The sequence below is a fragment of the Marinobacter sp. M1C genome (assembly GCF_023314135.1).
Taxonomy (GTDB): domain Bacteria; phylum Pseudomonadota; class Gammaproteobacteria; order Pseudomonadales; family Oleiphilaceae; genus Marinobacter.
On the sequence record NZ_CP092289.1, the window covers coordinates 1,472,036 to 1,490,257 of the forward strand.

Annotated in this window: 18 protein-coding genes; 8 read left to right on the forward strand and 10 right to left on the reverse strand. The window is 51.2% G+C overall.

Features of this window, described 5'->3' with window-relative positions; all coding sequences use genetic code 11:
* Nucleotides 1-5 precede the first annotated feature (5 nt).
* Together MIH19_RS07070 and MIH19_RS07075 are read right to left on the reverse strand one after the other, a co-directional pair.
* On the reverse strand, nt 6-326 hold the full coding sequence (locus tag MIH19_RS07070; RefSeq protein ID WP_249008190.1) for a hypothetical protein: 321 nt from the start codon (nt 324-326) through the stop codon (nt 6-8).
* Nucleotides 316-810, reverse strand: a complete 495-nt coding sequence (locus tag MIH19_RS07075) for a hypothetical protein (RefSeq protein ID WP_249008191.1) — start codon at nt 808-810, stop codon at nt 316-318. Before MIH19_RS07075 ends, MIH19_RS07070 begins: the two co-directional genes overlap by 11 nt.
* A 225-nt stretch (nt 811-1,035) precedes the next feature.
* Between MIH19_RS07075 and MIH19_RS07080 the strand changes: the two genes are divergently transcribed.
* The gene (locus MIH19_RS07080) at nt 1,036-2,016 is read left to right on the forward strand and encodes a DNA-binding protein (RefSeq protein ID WP_249008192.1); all 981 of its coding nucleotides are present in this window, start codon (nt 1,036-1,038) and stop codon (nt 2,014-2,016) included.
* Nucleotides 2,017-2,244: 228 nt separating this feature from the next.
* On the opposite strand, the gene MIH19_RS07085 is transcribed toward MIH19_RS07080, so the two are convergent.
* Nucleotides 2,245-2,574 carry a hypothetical protein gene (locus tag MIH19_RS07085; RefSeq protein ID WP_249008193.1) on the reverse strand — a complete coding sequence of 110 codons (330 nt, stop codon included), beginning with the start codon at nt 2,572-2,574 and terminating at the stop codon, nt 2,245-2,247.
* 71 nt (nt 2,575-2,645) lie between these two features.
* Nucleotides 2,646-3,368, reverse strand: a complete 723-nt coding sequence (locus MIH19_RS07090) for a hypothetical protein (RefSeq protein ID WP_249008194.1) — start codon at nt 3,366-3,368, stop codon at nt 2,646-2,648.
* 695 nt (nt 3,369-4,063) lie between these two features.
* On the opposite strand from MIH19_RS07090, the gene MIH19_RS07095 reads away from it, so the two are divergent.
* On the forward strand, nt 4,064-4,816 hold the full coding sequence (locus MIH19_RS07095) for a hypothetical protein (RefSeq protein ID WP_249008195.1): 753 nt from the start codon (nt 4,064-4,066) through the stop codon (nt 4,814-4,816).
* 40 nt (nt 4,817-4,856) lie between these two features.
* On the opposite strand, the gene MIH19_RS07100 is transcribed toward MIH19_RS07095, so the two are convergent.
* Nucleotides 4,857-5,999 (reverse strand): hypothetical protein, encoded by a 1,143-nt coding sequence (locus MIH19_RS07100; protein WP_249008196.1) that lies wholly within the window; start codon nt 5,997-5,999, stop codon nt 4,857-4,859.
* Nucleotides 6,000-6,901: 902 nt separating this feature from the next.
* Between MIH19_RS07100 and MIH19_RS07105 the strand changes: the two genes are divergently transcribed.
* Nucleotides 6,902-7,846 (forward strand): hypothetical protein, encoded by a 945-nt coding sequence (locus tag MIH19_RS07105; RefSeq protein WP_249008197.1) that lies wholly within the window; start codon nt 6,902-6,904, stop codon nt 7,844-7,846.
* A 96-nt stretch (nt 7,847-7,942) separates the two neighbouring features.
* Here MIH19_RS07105 and MIH19_RS07110 read toward each other — a convergent pair whose 3' ends face one another.
* Nucleotides 7,943-8,362 (reverse strand): hypothetical protein, encoded by a 420-nt coding sequence (locus MIH19_RS07110; RefSeq protein WP_249008198.1) that lies wholly within the window; start codon nt 8,360-8,362, stop codon nt 7,943-7,945.
* Between the two features lie 354 nt (nt 8,363-8,716).
* On the opposite strand from MIH19_RS07110, the gene MIH19_RS07115 reads away from it, so the two are divergent.
* Together MIH19_RS07115 and MIH19_RS07120 are read left to right on the forward strand one after the other, a co-directional pair.
* The gene (locus MIH19_RS07115) at nt 8,717-9,046 is read left to right on the forward strand and encodes a type II toxin-antitoxin system RelE/ParE family toxin (RefSeq protein WP_249008199.1); all 330 of its coding nucleotides are present in this window, start codon (nt 8,717-8,719) and stop codon (nt 9,044-9,046) included.
* A gap of 60 nt (nt 9,047-9,106) precedes the next feature.
* Nucleotides 9,107-9,400, forward strand: coding sequence for an XRE family transcriptional regulator (locus tag MIH19_RS07120; RefSeq protein WP_249008200.1), 294 nt, complete (start codon nt 9,107-9,109; stop codon nt 9,398-9,400).
* A gap of 18 nt (nt 9,401-9,418) precedes the next feature.
* Here MIH19_RS07120 and MIH19_RS07125 read toward each other — a convergent pair whose 3' ends face one another.
* The 4 genes from MIH19_RS07125 to MIH19_RS07140 all read right to left on the reverse strand — a co-directional run bounded on the left by MIH19_RS07125 (nt 9,419) and on the right by MIH19_RS07140 (nt 15,094).
* A complete protein-coding gene (locus MIH19_RS07125) occupies nt 9,419-9,697 on the reverse strand; it encodes a hypothetical protein (RefSeq protein WP_249008201.1) in 279 nt (92 codons plus the stop codon).
* Nucleotides 9,698-10,518: 821 nt separating this feature from the next.
* Nucleotides 10,519-11,061 carry a recombinase family protein gene (locus MIH19_RS07130; RefSeq protein WP_249008202.1) on the reverse strand — a complete coding sequence of 181 codons (543 nt, stop codon included), beginning with the start codon at nt 11,059-11,061 and terminating at the stop codon, nt 10,519-10,521.
* Between the two features lie 423 nt (nt 11,062-11,484).
* Nucleotides 11,485-14,292 (reverse strand): CRISPR-associated endonuclease Cas3'', encoded by a 2,808-nt coding sequence (locus MIH19_RS07135; RefSeq protein ID WP_249008203.1) that lies wholly within the window; start codon nt 14,290-14,292, stop codon nt 11,485-11,487.
* Nucleotides 14,293-14,296: 4 nt separating this feature from the next.
* Nucleotides 14,297-15,094, reverse strand: coding sequence for a WYL domain-containing protein (locus MIH19_RS07140; RefSeq protein ID WP_249008204.1), 798 nt, complete (start codon nt 15,092-15,094; stop codon nt 14,297-14,299).
* A gap of 133 nt (nt 15,095-15,227) precedes the next feature.
* Here MIH19_RS07140 and MIH19_RS07145 point away from each other — a divergent pair, with 133 nt between their 5' ends.
* From MIH19_RS07145 to csy3, 3 genes are read left to right on the forward strand one after another with little or no spacing between them, the layout of a single operon-like run.
* Nucleotides 15,228-16,304, forward strand: coding sequence for a hypothetical protein (locus MIH19_RS07145; RefSeq protein ID WP_249008205.1), 1,077 nt, complete (start codon nt 15,228-15,230; stop codon nt 16,302-16,304).
* On the forward strand, nt 16,301-17,101 hold the full coding sequence (locus tag MIH19_RS07150) for a type I-F CRISPR-associated protein Csy2 (RefSeq protein ID WP_249008206.1): 801 nt from the start codon (nt 16,301-16,303) through the stop codon (nt 17,099-17,101). Before MIH19_RS07145 ends, MIH19_RS07150 begins: the two co-directional genes overlap by 4 nt.
* A gap of 9 nt (nt 17,102-17,110) precedes the next feature.
* Nucleotides 17,111-18,214, forward strand: a complete 1,104-nt coding sequence (gene csy3 / locus MIH19_RS07155) for a type I-F CRISPR-associated protein Csy3 (protein ID WP_249008207.1) — start codon at nt 17,111-17,113, stop codon at nt 18,212-18,214.
* Nucleotides 18,215-18,222: the final 8 nt, after the last annotated feature.

An 18,222-nucleotide genomic window follows, 5' to 3' on the forward strand; every position in this document is an offset into this window, starting at 1 on the left:
TGGAGCTAGGTGATGGCCAGCGGCTTTGCTTGTTTTTGCCGGTACGGATGCTCCTCGCGAATGCCTTTCAGAACCGTGCGTACTAAAGGGGCTTTCGTCGGATCCGGAAAACCCTGGTCCCGATGCCAGCGTGCCAGCGCCGCCAGGCGCTGCTTCAGCGTGGCGGCAGAAAGACGTTCGGCATGGTCGGCCAGATAGCGAGCCACGCTGTCGGCTGTTGCTGGCAGATATCCGCCCCAGGCCACCTCAAAATGCTCGACCGCCGACCGATAGCTGCGCCGGGTATTGTCCCGCGTGGCGGCGCGAACGTAACGTTCAATCGTCATTGGGCGCACCGATGTCTTCCGGCTTCGGTAATGCCCGTATCGCTTCCCTTGACCAACTCTCTGCCGACTCGCACATGGCCTCATTGTCGGCCTTTGAAACCATCGTTGTGAACGTCTTAGCCATCGCATCGCACACTTGCTTTTCAACTGGAACGTTGAGGTTGGCGATCAGTGAACCGGCGAGCCTATCCAGCGGAGATCCCGTGGTAGCCATTTTCTGACGAGCCAGTACCCAGGCTTCTGCCTCGGCCGATGACGCAAACTGCTTTTGCTCCACCCAGAAAGAACTTTTTGGAATGGCAATCGAGCGGCCGTCTTTGAGGTGGGCCCTGATCTGTGCGTCAACATCCGGCATATAGGCGTCTTCGCTTTGCAGGCATTCCAGAGCAGCACGGAAGTTCGTTAATGGGTCGGGAAACCGGTTCCGAAAATCAAACGCCTGAAAGGCAAACACCTGATTAAGTGGGTCGGCTTGTTGGTGCACTTCGGGGCTCCTTCATAGTGGGCGTATGGCCTCGGTCCCGGGTAGTTGACCAACGCCATATCGTACCGGGCTTTGATCAGTATAGTCATCGAAATGAGCATCACAATGGATAACCCTGGATTATCAAATATCAGATCAGTGATACTTTCAAATTAATTTCAACTGTATATAGTACGTAATTACATAATACGTAATACAGTACGAAATAAATACGAGGAGACGATCATGGCCCGAGGCGGCATCACCCAACCCCTGGTCGAGGACGCTCGCAAACGCCTCCTGGCTCGCAGCGTTCACCCCTCCATCGACGCCATACGGGCCGAGTTGGGCAATACGGGCTCGAAGACCACCATCAGCAGCCACCTTAAAGCGATTGAGGCGCGAGAAAGCACCCGCTTGGACGACGAGGCGCTCTTGAGTACGCACGTAACAGAACTTGTGAGTCAGTTGACTCGACAATTGCGACGAGACGCGCAGGAGACGATTGAGCAGGCCGAGCAACGCCATGACACTGAGGCGGTCAGTCTGCGGGAAGCATTGGCGGCGCAGACAGTTGAGGGCGAACAACAACAGAAGCAAAATGACGCTTTGGTGCAGGAGCGGGATAAATTACACGCCGAGGTCGCTGCGCTGCGTGACACCCTCTCGAATTTGCAGGGCGACGGCCGCGCCCAAGCGCAACGCATTGAGGGTCTGACCGAACAGGTTCAGGACAAGCAGCGCCAGGTGGACTCGTTGGAAGAAAAGCACGAACATGCCCGCCAGGCGCTGGAGCACTATCGCAGCTCTGTGAAAGAACAGCGTGAGCAGGATCAGCGGCGGCATGAGCAGCTGATTCAGCAAGTCCAGGAAGAGCAGCGCCATCTGCAACAAGCTTTAGCCGTTAAGCGCGACGAACAGACCCAGGCCACCCGGGAGATCACCCGGCTGTTCACGGAGGTGACCGAAGTTCGAAAGCATTCGGATCAGTTGAGTCAGCAACTGAATGAGCGGGAGCGCGAAAACCGACGCTTGGCGGATAAAACGGTGCGATTAGAGCAGCAAGCGGTGGTGTTGCGCCAGCGAAAAGCCGCCTTTGAGAAACAGCAGCGCGTTAGCGATCAGCTCAAAGGAAAGGTGCAGCTGCTTGAAACAGAGCTTAGCGTGAAGACTGACCTGTTGGCTCGTTTAAGCGCTGGCAACGATTCTGACGAAGCAGCCCCTTAGTGCGCTCACAGGACCTACAGCTTGCTGACGAACCTTGTCATCACTCGCCTGACAGCCATGCCAACGGGAAGAGGGAAGACTTCTCGTTGTCTTGACATCCCTCCAGGCTGTCTTTCTTAGGCCAAGTGCAAGGCTACTGCAGCAACAATCCACGTATTTTTTGCAGGAAAGTCTCTATAAACCTACAGATTCCGAAAAAGAGGTCACACTGTTACTGGTCTCAAGTTCCTACCCCTGGCTGTGACAGCTATAGGTATAGCTGTCAGGACTTGAGATTTTTACCTCGTCCTGGTCAACACCCGCCCACCGGACATTAGGGCCATATTCTTCCTCGCATGCGCGATTAAAAAATACCTTGGCCTCTTGTTCCGGAACAATGTTGACAATCGTGTAGGTACCGTCACTATTTTTTTGCACCGACATCGTGACGGTGATGGACCTTCCACTTTCATCATAGATGGTGTTTTCCACGAGAACGGTATTCGATCCCAAAGACGTGCCTGGAATTCCTAGGAATGCCACGGCCGCGATCAATATGGGTATCTTTTTTATCAACACATTTAAGGCCTCTTTTCATCTAACACAGGGACAGTTTCCCGTCCCTGTCATAATTGCTTTTTGCGCACTTCCTATTGTGCCCGTATTTCTCCAATAGCCTGGACCGTGAGCCCTGGAATACTGGACGTCAGATAAACTGGCCAGGTGCCAGAATTACGCGCCACACATAGCACATTTATATAAAGCGTACCTTTGACATCACTGCCAACAATTCCGGACCTTGAAATATTGCACTGACCGCCCTGCATCGAGTTGCTATAAAATCCGCCGTCGTCTGTGTAGTATTCGACGTATCCACTGAGTCGGAAGTTGATATTCACCGCAACATCTCGATTGGGCGGGATGAGACTCAAAGCGGGAGGCCAATATAACCACCTCGGTGCGATTGCTGTCTTCGTGTCGTGTCCGGTGGGCTTCCCAGCAGAAACCCTGTTTTCGGGATTCTCTCTCGCTATTTTGGCCATAACCTTTGGGTCAGTAATTTTGCAAATCGCCACGTCTTGAACAGCATCAGACGCCATGATTGTGCCTTCCTCAAAGACATCCACACCACCTACTGATTGGCAAATGTCCCCGTGGATTTCTATCAATTTCTCAGGCCTTCCGTCCCTGACAAACGTATAGAATCCGGCCCCCTGGTCATAAACTTTCTGCGTGATTTGGTGCTGACCGCCGTAACGATCATCAATTAGCACCTTGCGTTCTGTCGTCGCTTCTGAAGCAATAACATTCGCAGAAGTAATGGCAAATACGGCCACTGTTGCGAAAAGGAATCCCTCTTTAAGCTCCTTCATGATCTTTCTCCTTGATTGAGGCTTAATTGTTCGCAAACTGCACAATTCTTACAATCACTGCCAGCATAGACGACGTTAGTGGCATTTGTATTACAATCAGTTAACGACACTATTACCTGCGTATTGGAATGTATTCCGATAAGAGCTGGTTTTGTACGGGAGCAGGCGGGTTACGCAGCCTCTTACGACGGTGGAATCTAGTTTGGGCCATGTTTGGGCAAAAAAGACGGCGATTTGGTACGGTGCTAACTAATTTCTCTAAAAAGCCGATTAATTACCGGGTTTTAGAGGCAACATGCGTGGCTTGTATGATTGGCGGACCACGCAAAACCATCGTTGTCGGAATGTTACATCAGAGATTGATTAATCATTTTTAAAAAAAGGGGATATAAGCTATTAATTTCAGCCTTTTACAGCTTTTTTTTGGGAATTTTTCACGTTTGTCTGCCAACCCTCTATGTGTCATTCAATGCCTGACGCCCGGTTAGGGTACAGCTCAAACTGACAGCGAATACCGGCAGGCTGCACATTAAACTCGGAGGATTTTTTTGCGAAGACTCTGGACACGAACTAGGCTGGGATCGAAATGCCACTTGCATACTGCCGGATCTGCCGGATCATTTGGACGATTGATTCACTAAAGTTTTTCCGGGAAGTTCCGATAACAGAAAGAGTCTTTCGAAGGAGATAAAAGGATGGATGTAAATCACATATCGCAATCGGCAAACCAGCAGGGCGTGTATTCAAATGGTTCTGCAAGAATCGTCCGCGAAACGCCGATTGCTGCGGACTTTAAGGCCAGCGAGGTGCCATCGGTGGTTTACCATGGAGCGAAAGAGAACCCTCTGGATACCGGTGGCTTTGTTATTGATAAAATATACAAGATGCCGCAAGAAAGTAACGAAGCGGCCGATGCCAGGATGATTGAGATGATGCAGACGTTGTCCACTGGTGTCGCCACGGCGTCAGCTGGCCTCAAGCGTAGCTTTGATACGGCAATGGAGTCTCTATCACCCGATCTGCAAGAAAAGGATTGGGGGTTTTCGGTGTCAAACGGTTCATTGAACTTCTCGGAAGGCAGTGATGCCCTATCAACTGAAGAGCGCACGGCCCTTAAGGAGGCGTTCTCGGTAGCCGATGTCGAATATCAGGCCAACCAAGTGGCTTCTACGATGATTCGCGCGCTGGAGCTAAATCGGGGACCGGCCGGTGTGAGTAACGGTATCGGTCGATTCGACGTATCCCAGGAGAATTTTGGGGACATTGTTGATCTTCGTTCCTACCTGCAAGTGCATGAGCCAGGCGGGAGCTATGATATGAAAACGATAGATCCTACTGATTACAAAAGTCACTTTGCCGCTGGCGGGCGCGCTTTAATGGACCAGATCAGTGCTAACGCCTCCGTTGGATATGCCAAGCCTGCGGATTTTGGACTGATTACGCTGTAGAAAGGAAACGAGGCCCAAGCAGTGCCTGGGCCTCAGGTACTTACTGAATGGTTTGGTCGCAGACGTGCCCCAAGGTCACGGTTGGATAGTTCTCGCCTCCGACTCCGACTTCATCGGGATCTGTATCTTTCACCCGAATCGACCACTCCCCATAATTGAACTCTGAAAGCCACGTATAGCCACCCGAATAGTCCGTGGTGGAACGAGTACCAGTGCAATCAGGCATCGAGATGGTGTTACCGGCGATACCGCTCGAATTGCTGATCGCTGTGTCGCCTGTCACTGGAATCACATCAGTATAATAATAATAGGTCACCTCTGCCCCCTCAACAGGGTTGCCACTGGAATCCAGCACTCGTATGGACCAATCCAACTCATTATGCACTTGGTCAGTCATAAAAGGGGAAGCACTCATACGAACTAAATTTTCATCGCTTCCGACATCGACGCTATCGGAAGCAGTGACGCGCGCTCCCACCATCAGCTCATAATCGTGCGCCGGATTCACGGCGACCGCCGGGTTAGGGGAGATTCGAACATTAAGGGTGAAGGGCGCTGGTAGCCCCCCAAAATTATAGAGCATATTCGCGTCAAGAGTGTTCCAGAGGGTGCCAGTGAAGTACTCAATGACCCACTCGTTCTGGCCATACGTGTCGATCAACTGGATCTGCAGATCCTGCCCATTTTCTGCCACGAAATTGAAATAGTCGATATCCTGGGTACTGTCCATACTCCCAACCATCGGCGTTCGGTCATCAGGAATCGGTGTTGATAGACTTGCCGCGTCATTGAGTTCGTTGGCATCCACAGCCGTGTTCACCACTGCCCCAAATTGGAAGGCAGAGCCATCCGAGGCATTGGCGTCCATAGACCAATAGTAGTCACCCGGTTCAGTGAGAGCCAAGAGCCCTTCATCGGCATTGCCCGGTTGGTCCGATGTCCCCAGTGATGTCAGCGTATCGTCTGCCTCATGTTTGATCAGCGTCAGGGCGAAGTCCGTATTGGCATTCTGCCCGGTCAGGAATACTTGGGTTTTGGAGCGCTGCGTGATTTCAAAGTGGTAGCAATAAGAGCCGCCGGTTGTAGTGCCATCTAATGTGTAAGCGGTACCCGTGTTGAGGGTGGTACAGAGCGGAGTGATGGCGTTGGTTGTTACTTTCGCTTGCGCTTGGGGAGCGGCCACCGCTGGGCCACTAACACTAGACTGGCGCTCTGCGGGCTCAACCGGTCGAACCGGTACGGCTTCAAAGTGGTAGTAGTTTTCTCTGGTTGGGAATTTGCGGTCATGCCCTCGGTGCTTGAGGTCGTTTCGACCTTGGACAGAGCTGCTGGAGCTGGTGAAAGCGGAACAGGTGTCGCTGCCAGAAGCGACGGTGAGGCAATGGCGCAAGCCACGACCCAGGCAAAGGAAATGGTTCTATTTTTCTGCACGGTGTTCTCCTTTTATCAATTAACGCACTCTCGTTAGCGCTACCGTCTAAAGAATAATAAGTCTTGACTGAAACTGTGTAACGATTTGTTTCAATTGTTTATCTTTTGAAATCCTTTAGGCAAGCGCTTTGCCACCGTGGCTAGACGAAATCAGGCGATTCCTAGCCAGGGATATGGAGGCGACACGGGCACATGAGCAAATGGAGCAGATACGGGAGGCTGGGTTGCTGATCTAGCCGAGTGCTCTATTCTCAAATAATGTGGGTTCGCCTCGATGTTTGCGGGCCGCTACATCTATTCGCGCTTCAGGAACTTTGTCTATGGGAGCCTGGGGAGCTACTATACTAGGTAATGATCAAAACGCCGGATGCAATCCGCTGGATAGGCTGACCGATTAGCTAAAGTTATTCCGGTAAGTCCCGATAACAAGAATAGGGAGTATTCCGAAGGGGTTAGAGTATGGGCGTCAATCACATACTGCAATTGGCAAACCAACAGCGTTTTTCTCGAATGGTTATCTGTGAGATGTGAACCAATTTTGGCTTTCAAAGCACGCAGAAGCGTGCCATTGTCCACCACGCTTAAAAAATGGGTGCATACCTTGATGCAAAGGTTCGTTCAAATCACGTATAGGTATTTAGTGGAGGCATTGTTGTGATATCTACCATAAGCAGCCAGCCACTTGGAGTGCAAAATAAATACGCTAGTTTGGAAAAAACGGGATCTGGAATCGAAGAGAAACCCATCAAGGACAGTGCTGATCCTGAAAATAGTAATAACGACGTTACTATTTCAGATGCTGGCAGAAAAGCACTAGAGGCGTCCAGGGGCGGTCAATCCCCTAGCTATTACGAACAGTTTATGCCGACTTATGACGGATTTACAGCTGCTAATATTGCATTAGGTGTCAAAGAGCCTGGTCGTGATACATTTTCTGCTGGAAAAGATTTTAGCCAGGTTGCGATAGATGCACGCGCTAGCATGGATAATAATTATGTGCGCCTGGAGTCGATTGGAAAGTCATATCCGCCAAATAACGCACCTGCAGAAAGCAGAAATTCGTTACTGGGTGAGCTCGATAGGCGAGCACTCTATGCTGTTGCAAGTAATCAAGGCGAAATGTTCACAAAAGATGAGCAGGCCATAGCTCGTAATAAAATGAATCAACAACAGGGGCTTGCCATGGGACTTTACAGCGGTCCGACGAGCGAAAAGGATCAGTTTTCCGACCCTTTTGTTGGGAATATGGCGTCTAAGTTCAAAGCTGGGATAGAATTTTTAGATGCTGTAGGCAATGAGGAAAAAGGGACCTCTTTTGAATATGCGCACCAGCGCGCGGGCGTTCAGAAAGCATATGAAAGTGCGTCAATCAAAAACGGAGAGATACCAGAGGATTTTATGTCAGATAGTCCTCTTATAATGTTATTATATGAAGCTATGGATGCAGCAGAGAAGTTTGGATCAAAAAGTATTACAGAGGGTCAAATCCTGAACGCGGGGGATATACGAAAACAGTCTTGGTTTAGTGGTTACGAGAATAGGTTGGATGATTCTATAAACGCCACCAGAGAGCTATACGTACCCAACTTTACTAAATAAATAGCCGAAAAGACAATATCTTATAAATAATTCGCTGTGCAATGTATATCTACGTTACACAGTGAATTAATCCTAGTCAGATCAGTTTAAAAAAATTTATTCTACTGTAAATCGTACAGAATACTCACCAGTAATAAAGTTTTGTAGAATTACTTGTGATTCACAATCCGACGTAGGCTCAGCTCCATCTGAGAACTGGTATAGAGATCCGACTTTAATTACCGACCAGTTAAATCTGCAGCTTTGATAAGTGAAAGCACCTGCATCAACAGTGCCGGGGGTTTCTGATACAACAACTCTGGTATCGTTCGCAAATAACGGATCTGGCGCTGGAGGTGTCACAATTCCAGACGTATTCGATCTGATTAATGTTTCATCTGAATTGCTATCATTCACCAACTCTATAGTCGTGGCCGCCGCGAGAGTCGGTAGTGATGTGGCAAACAATAAAGCTGCAAAGATCAAACGTAATGATCTTATCTGTCTCATAATATTCTTCAAAGAGCTGATATTCATTCGCGTACCCGCTATTAGAATTAACGGCAGATTTCTCGCTCTGTTCGCCCAATGAGTGTAGTTGCAGAATTGAGTTTTTAAAGCACAACTCATGCTGAAATGAAAATTATTTAGCAAGGGCTAGTCGTCGACTAATTACTGCGCAACTTTATGAATTGTAAAAAATAGTATCGATATCATTGATGCCAAAGGCTTAGCGTACAATTTTTTCCGTTTCGTGAACTGACCCCTACACGGTTACTAAAAACACTTCTGACATAGACCCACATTCGGCTGCATCAATTATGTTTCAGCGCTCTTGTTTTATATCAATGCTGATATACTATTCGGGGTAGACGATCTCAGGAGCTGCCGATGTCGAGAGGAAAGAAGCCCCTGGAGTTCCTCGGGGATGCGCTGGCCAGCCTGCGAGACTTCCCTGGCGAGGCGCGCCGAGAAGCGGGCTACCAGCTGGACAGAACCCAGACTGGTGAGGACCCGACTCACTACCGGCCTATGCCGTCCGTGGGGCGCGGTGTAGTGGAGATCAAGATCCGCGAGGACGATGGCGCTTTTCGGGTCTTCTACGTCGCTAACCGCGGTAATGCGATCTACGTGCTTCATTGCTTCCAGAAGAAGGGCCAGAAGACCGACAAGCAAGACATCGAGATCGGCAAGAAACGTTACAGCGAGATCCCAGACTAGAAACCAAGGCACCAACGAAAGACCCAACAGAACTACATGGAACCTAACCAGGTGACAGACATGGCAAACGAACGATTCGAAAGTGTGTGGGATGCGATTGAAGACACCCCTGAAGAAGCCCTGAACATGCGCCTGCGCTCCGAGCTGATGATTCAGATCACCAAGCGCGTGAAGGAGTGGGACGTCACCCAGAAAGAGGCGGCGCAGCGCCTCGGTATCACCCAACCCCGCCTGAACGACCTGCTGAACGGCCGCATCAACAAGTTTGGCCTCGACGCCTTGGTCAACCTGACCGGTCCGGCGCACTTCCACGTGGAGCTGACGCTGAAGGACAAGGAGACGGCTGTGGCCTGAGGCCACTAACCAAAGGGGTTACACCCGGTGTAGCCCCTTTTCTGTAGCTTCCAGCGCCGCCAGGCGTTCGGCTAGATTGTCGCGTTCGCTCTGTAATTCCGCGTTTCGCTTGTGCTCCAGAGCCACAGTTTCGCGCCATTTTTCAGCCTCGCCAGCCGTGGCCAGACGGGCCGTTTTCGCTTCTTCCCGAACACTGGCAACCTCTTTTTTCAGCTCGTCTATCTGGCTTTGCAGACTGGCAGCCGTGGCGATTTCCCGTTTTTCGGCCTGATCGGTTCGGCGCGTTTCGGCTTTCACTTCTGACGCTGCAACGGCGGCAGCTCGTTCGGCTTCCTGCTGTCCAGCCCGGGCAGCGTCCAGCTTCTCGGTACCGGCATTGATTCGCTCTTTCAGCTCGGCGGCTTGGTCGTCGACACACTATCTGTAGCGACTAAAAAAGTGACTTTATGAAAGCCTGTAGCGGTCAAATTTGACCGCAGATGGCCGCGATTGAGCCAAACAAAACTCTATTTGTTGAGAGCCCGATAAACGGTCGTTTTCTGAGCGCTAATTTTGCACTCTCAAAAACTAACTTTTCTTGTGGTTTTTTGATAAACAATTGCGTCTAAAAATCTACGACTAGAAAACGGTAGGGCAGCTTGGCAGTCGGCACACTGCCTGTAGCGACGAAAAAGTTACTTTAAGAAAGCTTGTGCCTGTAAAAACTGACCGTGAAGGGTAAGTGTCGCCAGTAGCGGTCAAATTTGGCCGTCACCCTGGTCAGACGATGCTATCTCAGGTTGTGTGCGCGCACACAAATCCCGGATTCCCCCTGTCCATCCGGAAAATTATGACTACGATGGTCGTCCACCAGCTTTTAGGGTGGTTAAAATTTAACCTAAAATGGTCTAATTTCCCTTTTTTATCAATGAATTATAGCCAAAAAATCAAAACGTTCACCGGTGACCGTTTTGGCTTGATTAGGATCATTTAATGAAAAATCTACCCTTTATAGACAACGCCATCTCCAGTTGTGTGCGCGCACACAGAATTCGGTGACTGGCGAATTGGCAGCTTCAGGCGGGGTGCGGAGCGGTCAAATTTGACCGCAGATGGCCGCGATTGAGCCAAACAAAACTCTATTTGTTGAGAGCCCGATAAACGGTCATTCGTGAGACTCCCAAATCTCTGGCAATCTGAGCCTTGGTTTCTCCATTTTCGACACGCTTTTGAATCTCGGCGTCATCAACATTTTTTTGGCGACCTTTATAGGTGCCTTTAGTCTTCGCTACCTCAATTCCGGCGCGTTGCCGGTCCTTAATAAACTTCAGCTCCATGTCCGCAACCATGCCAAGAACAGTGATCACCATACGACCCATTTCGCCCTCGGTTGTGATATCCGGTTCAAGAACTCGTAACGAAGCACCTCTGGTGTCCAACTCGTGGACCAGGTTCAGCACATCGCGCGTAGAGCGACCAAGGCGGTCTAGCCGGTGTACAACAAGTTCATCATCCTTGCGTAGAAACTCCAGTACGGTATTCAGCTCGATTCTCCCGTCCCGCGAAGCGCCTGATCCGGTTTCAGACCGAATAACCTCACAACCTGCCGCGGCCAACTTATCGATTTGAATGTCGAGATCCTGGCTGGCACTGCTAACACGCGCATATCCGATACGAGACATAGTTTTCCGCTCAATTGTCACATTAGGGTGACTATGGTGATGATACTGTCACTAACCTCAATTAGTACCCCTATAGTGACACTTTAACATGTAACACTGAAAAGTAACCTTGGGGTGTACTCTATTGTGACGGGTAATGTCGTTCAAATTATGTGGGTAGTCTTCTTGGAGCCGGAAATTTTGGATCGCCACTTCAAATAAAGGCTGGTTGAATCAGTGAGCGCACCTCATTACTGGCACCTCTTGCATTCACCCTTTTAAAGCGACAAGAAGACCCAAGTTTTTGATTGTTTAACACTCAAAAAAACACGCAAAATCTATGGCCAGAAACGGTCCGATTACTGTTCGTTTTTTGCAGCACTAGTAATTTTCTGTAGACCTCGCTCCGCTTTTCCCATTAGCAAGGGCGGAGGAAAGAGCGCGCTATCTCCGGAAGCCAAATCTCCAGTCGATCGTAAGTGCGACTGGCTTCGAACCTCTCTGATTCTTGCTGATACTGAACTCAAAGGCTTTATCGGGGGTAAGTGCGAATCTCTCGGCATAGGCCGCCAGGTCCTCCGCACTCCAGCTCAACCAGGTATTTGACGCGGGTGCCACTTCGGAGATCAGGTCAGTTCGACGCTGCCAGGTGCTTTTTGTTGGCCCGTGCGTCCAAAGATGAAAAGCTCCGCTCCGATATGTCCAGAGATCTGAGTGATCCTGATCGCGGAGAGGGTATTTGCGGTAGAACCATCCGGTCATCCAATCAGAGCCACGTTTTGAGTTTTCTCCGACAAGTATTTTGTTAGGTCTTTCGACAGTGTTGCGTATAGCTTGGTCTTCCAACTGAGACATTTCGTGTTGCCCAAGCCTAAGGCGAGCGTCGAGTATTGATGCAGACGACCAGTCGATAAGTTCATTCAGATCATGAGTCCGCCAAGCCGCGCCGGGCTCAGTAGGTTCATTGCCCGGTCGCCTGAATACGGCGCGGTTGGTTTCACCTTCATTTCGGCAATAACGGGCATTGAATTGCAGTACATGAATGTTTGGCGAAGTGACCGGAGCAAGTCTGTGGCGGTTAACGCGTCCTGCGGTTTGTACGATGGAGCGGGTGCTTGAGGGCTCGATCACGGCCCAGTCAAAGTCATGATCCCGTCCTATTTCCTCCACTGGGCTTGCCACGATGATCAGCTTTACGTGCGAGCTCTTTGAGCTCTTCACTAGCTCCTGTACATATTCTGAAGATTCCAGCTCTACATTACCGCGTTTGCGGTTCAGCAGAGTGTCGAGCATGTGCTCCTTACGCTGGCGCTGAATTAGAAAGTCGTTCGAGTGGTAGCAGGCGATGTAATCGACGGGAAAATGATCACTGAGGTAGCGGGCCACTTCGATTGCCACCGAGATGTTCGCGATACGCACAAGGCCGACGCTGACGGTTTTCTGAAGATCCGCATACGTCCAACGGTGAGCGGCGTCTAGGTCGATTATCGATGTTTTGATAGCCTGGCAGAATGCTTCCATTGACGGAGTTTCCACTGTCGCGCAGTGAGCCAGCTTGGTCGGACTTCCCGACTGGATGGCGAGCGACTCAAGCATGAAAGCCTCATAACGTTCTGCTGTATCTTCGGCGGTTGGCCTTTCCATTATCAGTGGGTCGCTCAGGTTGCTGATGATCCCGACAAAGGGTACGCCTTTTATCTCATTTTCCCGGCAGTAGAGTTCACTCCCTCTTAGGAAGGTTTTTGCAAGCTCCTTTACCACAGGCTTGGGCAACGTGGCAGAAGATGCGATCACGTTCGAGCCGTGACTGGCGGCAGTGTAAACCAGCCTGAGAATTGCAACGAAGGCAGTCGGATCATAGTCATCTATTTCGTCGATGATGAGGTCCGCACTCATAGTGCGAAGCAAAGCCAGCGCGTGATGGCCCTGTTTCTGCGGTTCGCCCGCAGCGATCAGGAAGTCTGTTGTGGATACCAACAGAGGAACACCAAGCAAGCGAGCATCGTCGGGGCTAGGGCCAAGATATTCCCTCAGAAAATCTGGAATCGCCACTTCAGGCCCGACAGTGTCGAACTTTACTTCTTCGGGATTCTCGTCCGCTTTTTGCGTCGCCTCGAACAGCTGACGTACAACAGGACTTCCGATAACGCAAGCCAGCTCTTCGCGGGTGAGCCCGAGTTCGTCCTGGAAAACCTTTCCCGTTTGGAGCGTCAGTACACGCAGGTTGAGTACTGTTGAAACTCTAAGTTTTGAGCGAGTATTTATCGCTGCGGCGGCTTTGAGGTTCATACGTGTCTTGCCCGCGCCAGTCCCGGCAACATCCAAAACCAGAGTAGGCGCGTCAGAGCGCTGACGCGCGGCGCGAAGGGAGTCAAAAGCAGTGTTCTGCCAAGCGAACCGGCTTGATGACGGCGCAGGTTCAGAAATACGCGCCAGGCTCGCCGCTGATATACCTGGCCAGTTGTGACGGCGAAATTCCTCGGCAATTTTTTTGGCCAGCGAGCCTACCTCAAGCAGGTGATAGCTTAGGCTCTGATTGAGCTGGCGTGAACCGCCTTCATCCGATTTGAGTGTGTTGGCATAGACGGTTTCGCCTTCGTGCAGGCAGTGTCTGCGAGAAACCGTGTGATCTGCAATAATCAGGCAAGCCCGAACATACAGCGCAACTTTCTGAAGGGATGTGCTTTCCACTGAGCTTTCGATGTGCTCAAGCTCATCGAGCAGTGTGTTAATCCGCTCGCTCACGAGGCTATTTAGATTGCTCCGTGCCGAAAGGTAGTGTCCGGGATTCTGGGCAAAAGGGTGGTCGATCTCTTCTTTTCGAACATGGGCCCGGCTACTGGCCACGTTTGAAGAGTCGCTGTCACTCTTAGTATTGGGCGCAAAAAGACCATGGTGCGTGGCCACTGCAAACCGGACTACATCTAACAACCCGGCCAAGGGGGTGCGCTTCTCAAAAGGGAAATCAGATAGCTTACCCGTCCAGTCATCTTTGTTGACTGCATTTTGCGCGTCCGCTAGGGACGGCGCTTGGCCATCGGTTTTGCTGTGGCGAAGTGCGATAAACGCATCCAAAAAAGACAGCGACATCCATTCGTGTCGCACAGGGTCACGAGTTGGAAAACCAGACAGGCTTAGCTTGTCTTGAAAAAGATTAGTATTTTTCCCAGTATCGTGCCAGACGCCGGCACATTCGGCGCAGAGCCTGAGTATCAGATCGATGGCGTCTTTCTCGGTATTTCCCCCCGGCATTCGGCTATTCTCCGTCTTCTAAAGGTGGCCAGATAACATCTTCGCTTGTTGGGGCGTGACCGAAGCGCCGCAGATATTCAAAGCGATGCGAAGGCTTTAGATGGACAAAACCGTTACTTATCTTCAGCTCCTGTTCAAGCACTTGGCACTGGGCTGAAGTAAGGCGGCCATCTAGTTTCGCCGGGAAGTAGCGTTTTGCCTCCTCCTTGACACCTTGTCCTGAGCTTTTTCGACTCCGGCCTTTCAACGCTCGTGCAAAGACGATTCGCGAGAGGACGAACGTCTTGAGCTTTCCATCCTCAATGTCATAGGCGCGAAGCCGCCATTGACCGGCAAGCTCTTCCAGCCCCACAGGCTTTACCAGCCGCGAACTCGCTTGGGCGCCAGAGCGCATCGAGACATAATCAATATGCAGGTCGCTGTGTTCTACGAACGCAGAAACAATCTCTGAGAACGTACCTGGGCGTGGCGGACGGAAGTCGAACCATTCACTGCGGTAGATAGGGAGCTCGCGTTCACGCAACCCGGTGTCTTTAAAACGGTAGCAGCCGGCAAAAAGCGACTCCATAAGGTCCTGCTCACTGGCCTCTTTTGGCACCTTCGCCTCGGCTTTAGGAAGGATGCGGTGACCATCACGGAGCAGGTATTCACTGTGCTTTTCGACGGCGGCATTCATCAGGAACGAGGCATGGGATTCGGCGATCTGTCCATTAAAGGCAGAGAGGACGTCCGCGCGTTTTACATACCCGAAGCGCCAAGCTCTTCGCAAAATAAAATGACTCACTTCCCTGTTGAGTACCAACGAATCATCCCCGATTTAAATGAATTTCGAATGTTTAATAACGTTAGCATATGAAACGTACGATTTGTGGAGCTTTCTTTGGTTCTTTATGTTTGCAAGGAGGGGTAAGGTCGAAGAAAAGGAGGATGGAGAAATGGCAAAAAAAACGATCAATGAGATTGAATCGCTGGATGAGGCGACCTACAAGGAGTCGTTCTCCCAGTTGCTTCACTTCTCTTTCAAAAGCGTCAATAGCAACACCGGGTCTGGCGGGATTCGGCTTTCGGCAGACAAAGCGCGGGACACAGCGCCATATGTCAGCACTGAAGGGGCGCTGGCGCAAGGGTTTTCGGTCGCCGTCGATTATGCCTCGATGTTCCCGCAGACAATCGCCACGCACCTTAAACACGCGCGCATTGCTCAAGGAAACGACGAAAAGCAAGTGATGAGCAGTCCCGAGCGTATTCTGCAAACACTTGAGAACGAAACACGGACATCTCTCGAACTCAACACCGGGGCGGCAGAACCAAGGCTGCGGCAAATACTTCTACCCATTGATACGGAATTTCGCGGGTACCTAGCCTTCACACCCTTGGTGAGCGCCGGTCTTGCCAAGTTGCTTAGAGAGACCGAGTCTTCGATGCGTTCGGGTACTGATTCAAAAGCGCAGCGGCGACTCCGGCGAGCTTCAGTGCAGGTGGGCGGAGCCAATCCTCAGAACGTGGGCGCCCTGATCACCGAGTTTCAGCGACCGCTTATGTTCTCGGCACCACAGGAAGACCCGGACCTCAAGCGTGCCCTAAGCCTCCATTATCGTGGCATGACCATAAGGCTGCCTGAAGAAGCCGTGTCGAGCTATATCGAATGGCGGGCTAAACAGCTTCAACGCGGTGGCGGTCGAATGTCTGGCAAATCACGTGTGCGCCAAAGCGAGACCGCCATTGTCGGCGAGATCGCTCGATATGTGCTTGAGCAAGCTCGTCGCTGTACGCTACTGCTTGAACGTCATCGCCAAACACTTCCAGGCGAATCTTTAACAGATCCAGGGCTTCCTCTCTTCCAGCACGGACTTCTTGATCACAGCCGGCGCAACAGCCTTTGGCGAGCTGAATTCGCTCAGGCGCTGGCTCAGCGCATCGCCGATTATCGACTGAGGGATGAAATGTCGTTGGGCCTAGATAGCAGCGGGATAAGCGGCCTCGCTAACATCATTGAGCAGGTGACGTTATGAGTGATCAGTATCTTATCCTGCCGCGTCTGTCCGTACAGGCAGCCAATGCATATCAGTGTCCGCTCTTTCTGAGTGCGTGCCCAGTGAGCGCCGCCGTTCTCTTCGCTCATGCTTTGGCTCGGGGAATAGGTGCTGAGGAATCGCCGAGGGGTGTGGCGTATCTACATCACGATGCCCAGCACCTCGGGGAGTACGACCAATACGGCAACTTCGTTCCACAACAGCGAAGGGGCGCATCATTTATCGATAAAGACGATTATGCCGGTGGCGCCGCTACGCCAAGCTTATCGCTTCAGCCAACGGCATCAGTACACCTGTCGGTCTCTCTCGTCATCGCGTTTGACGAAGACGAGGAACTAGATACCGCAGCAGTGGAGCGATTTCTTAGCGGGGCGAGGTTTGCGGGCGGCAGTGTCACCACGTTTGGTCAGCCCAAGCGCTTCGACTCTATCGAAGAGGCGAGTAAGCGTTTGCCCAATGGGTTCTGGGTTGTGGATCGCATCGACCTGCTAGCGCAGCCGGATAAAGCGCCTCACGTCACCTTGCTTGAGCTGCTGATGCAACGCTCTGCTGACATTCCATGGCTAACTCCCATCGTGGCCGGATACCGGGCCTTGACCGCAGCCGAACACAAAGAAGGTGGCCGATTCGGCTACGCTCACGCATATGGAGAGCCCCTTATCGGGCTTGCCCAGTTTCAGTCTTCTACCCAGCGGCGAGCTGCTAATGCCGCTGTGCCTTTCTGGTCCCTACGTTGGACCGACGACGTAACCTGCCTCATCCAACAAACCCAATAGGTGACGAATATGTCTACAGAACAGCAACCGATTTTAGAACTGCCCAGCAGCCTCTCCCTCAAGCGCAATATTGTGATTTCCGATGCGCGCATGTATAGCCTGATTAAAGGCGAATACGCCGATCACCCTGTCACGGTGATCCGTCACGGAATCCGTGGCACGAACAACACACTCAAAGGCTCAGACGGCAAAGAGGAGGGTTCTGGAGAAATCAGTACGACAGTGGAGCCGGAAGATGTACGCAACCTTCAGGAAATTGATTCAGCCAAACTGGACCCCAATTCAACGGGACTTGTAGTCGAGTTTTCGTTTGCCTTGACCAACTTGGTCGACGCGATTTCCGGTATCAATCCGAATAAAGAGCAGACAAAAAACCCCAGCTATGTTGAGGCATTTCGTGAAAGCATCTTGGGGTTTATGGAACGTGCAACGCAGAGCGAAGGTATTACGGAAGTCTGTAATCGCATAGCCCGCAATGTCATGAACGGACGGTGGCTTTGGCGCAATCGGCTGATTGGTGAAGCTATTACCGTGACCGCAGTCTGGAAAGGCAAGCTGATTGCTGAAGCTGAAGCCTTAGCACTTTCGCTCAAGGATTTTTCTGATTTTACCGAAGCCGAGCAGGCATTCGGGGCAATTCTCGCCGATCAGCTTCGGGGAAAAGGTAGTAGCCCCATCACGGTCACTGCAAAAATCCAGACATTGGGACATGGAGCAATCGAAGTCTACCCATCACAAAACTACATCCCGGGTGCGCGCGATGACGACAACCTTCCAAGCCGAAGCCTTTATGTCTTGAATAAAGCGCCTTTTAACCAAGATGTGCCCAAAATCATTGGCGAAGCCGCGATTCGTGATCAGAAACTCTGGAATGCACTTCGGACCATCGACACCTGGTACGAGACTGGCGGTGGCGCTCGGCCTATCGCCGTCGAACCGATGGGCGCTAACCTGACCGATCTCAGGTTTTACCGCACTAAAGCCAAGTCCGCTTTCAAATTGCTTGAACGCTTGAATGAACTCGATCCTGCCGCTGAGGATGGCATGTTTATGATCGCAGCGTTCATTCGGGGCGGTGTTTACACCACACCGAAAAAAACGCCAAAGAAGTGAGGGGGTTC

Coding starts and splice junctions, on each gene's coding strand:
- MIH19_RS07120 (WP_249008200.1), top strand. CDS start 9,107: ATGGCAAACGAACGATTCGAAAGTGTGTGGGATGCGATTGAAGACACC.
- MIH19_RS07095 (WP_249008195.1), top strand. CDS start 4,064: ATGGATGTAAATCACATATCGCAATCGGCAAACCAGCAGGGCGTGTAT.
- csy3 (WP_249008207.1), top strand. CDS start 17,111: ATGTCTACAGAACAGCAACCGATTTTAGAACTGCCCAGCAGCCTCTCC.
- MIH19_RS07130 (WP_249008202.1), bottom strand. CDS start 11,061: ATGTCTCGTATCGGATATGCGCGTGTTAGCAGTGCCAGCCAGGATCTC.
- MIH19_RS07080 (WP_249008192.1), top strand. CDS start 1,036: ATGGCCCGAGGCGGCATCACCCAACCCCTGGTCGAGGACGCTCGCAAA.
- MIH19_RS07115 (WP_249008199.1), top strand. CDS start 8,717: ATGTCGAGAGGAAAGAAGCCCCTGGAGTTCCTCGGGGATGCGCTGGCC.
- MIH19_RS07135 (WP_249008203.1), bottom strand. CDS start 14,292: ATGCCGGGGGGAAATACCGAGAAAGACGCCATCGATCTGATACTCAGG.
- MIH19_RS07110 (WP_249008198.1), bottom strand. CDS start 8,362: ATGAATATCAGCTCTTTGAAGAATATTATGAGACAGATAAGATCATTA.
- MIH19_RS07145 (WP_249008205.1), top strand. CDS start 15,228: ATGGCAAAAAAAACGATCAATGAGATTGAATCGCTGGATGAGGCGACC.
- MIH19_RS07070 (WP_249008190.1), bottom strand. CDS start 326: ATGACGATTGAACGTTACGTTCGCGCCGCCACGCGGGACAATACCCGG.
- MIH19_RS07090 (WP_249008194.1), bottom strand. CDS start 3,368: ATGAAGGAGCTTAAAGAGGGATTCCTTTTCGCAACAGTGGCCGTATTT.
- MIH19_RS07150 (WP_249008206.1), top strand. CDS start 16,301: ATGAGTGATCAGTATCTTATCCTGCCGCGTCTGTCCGTACAGGCAGCC.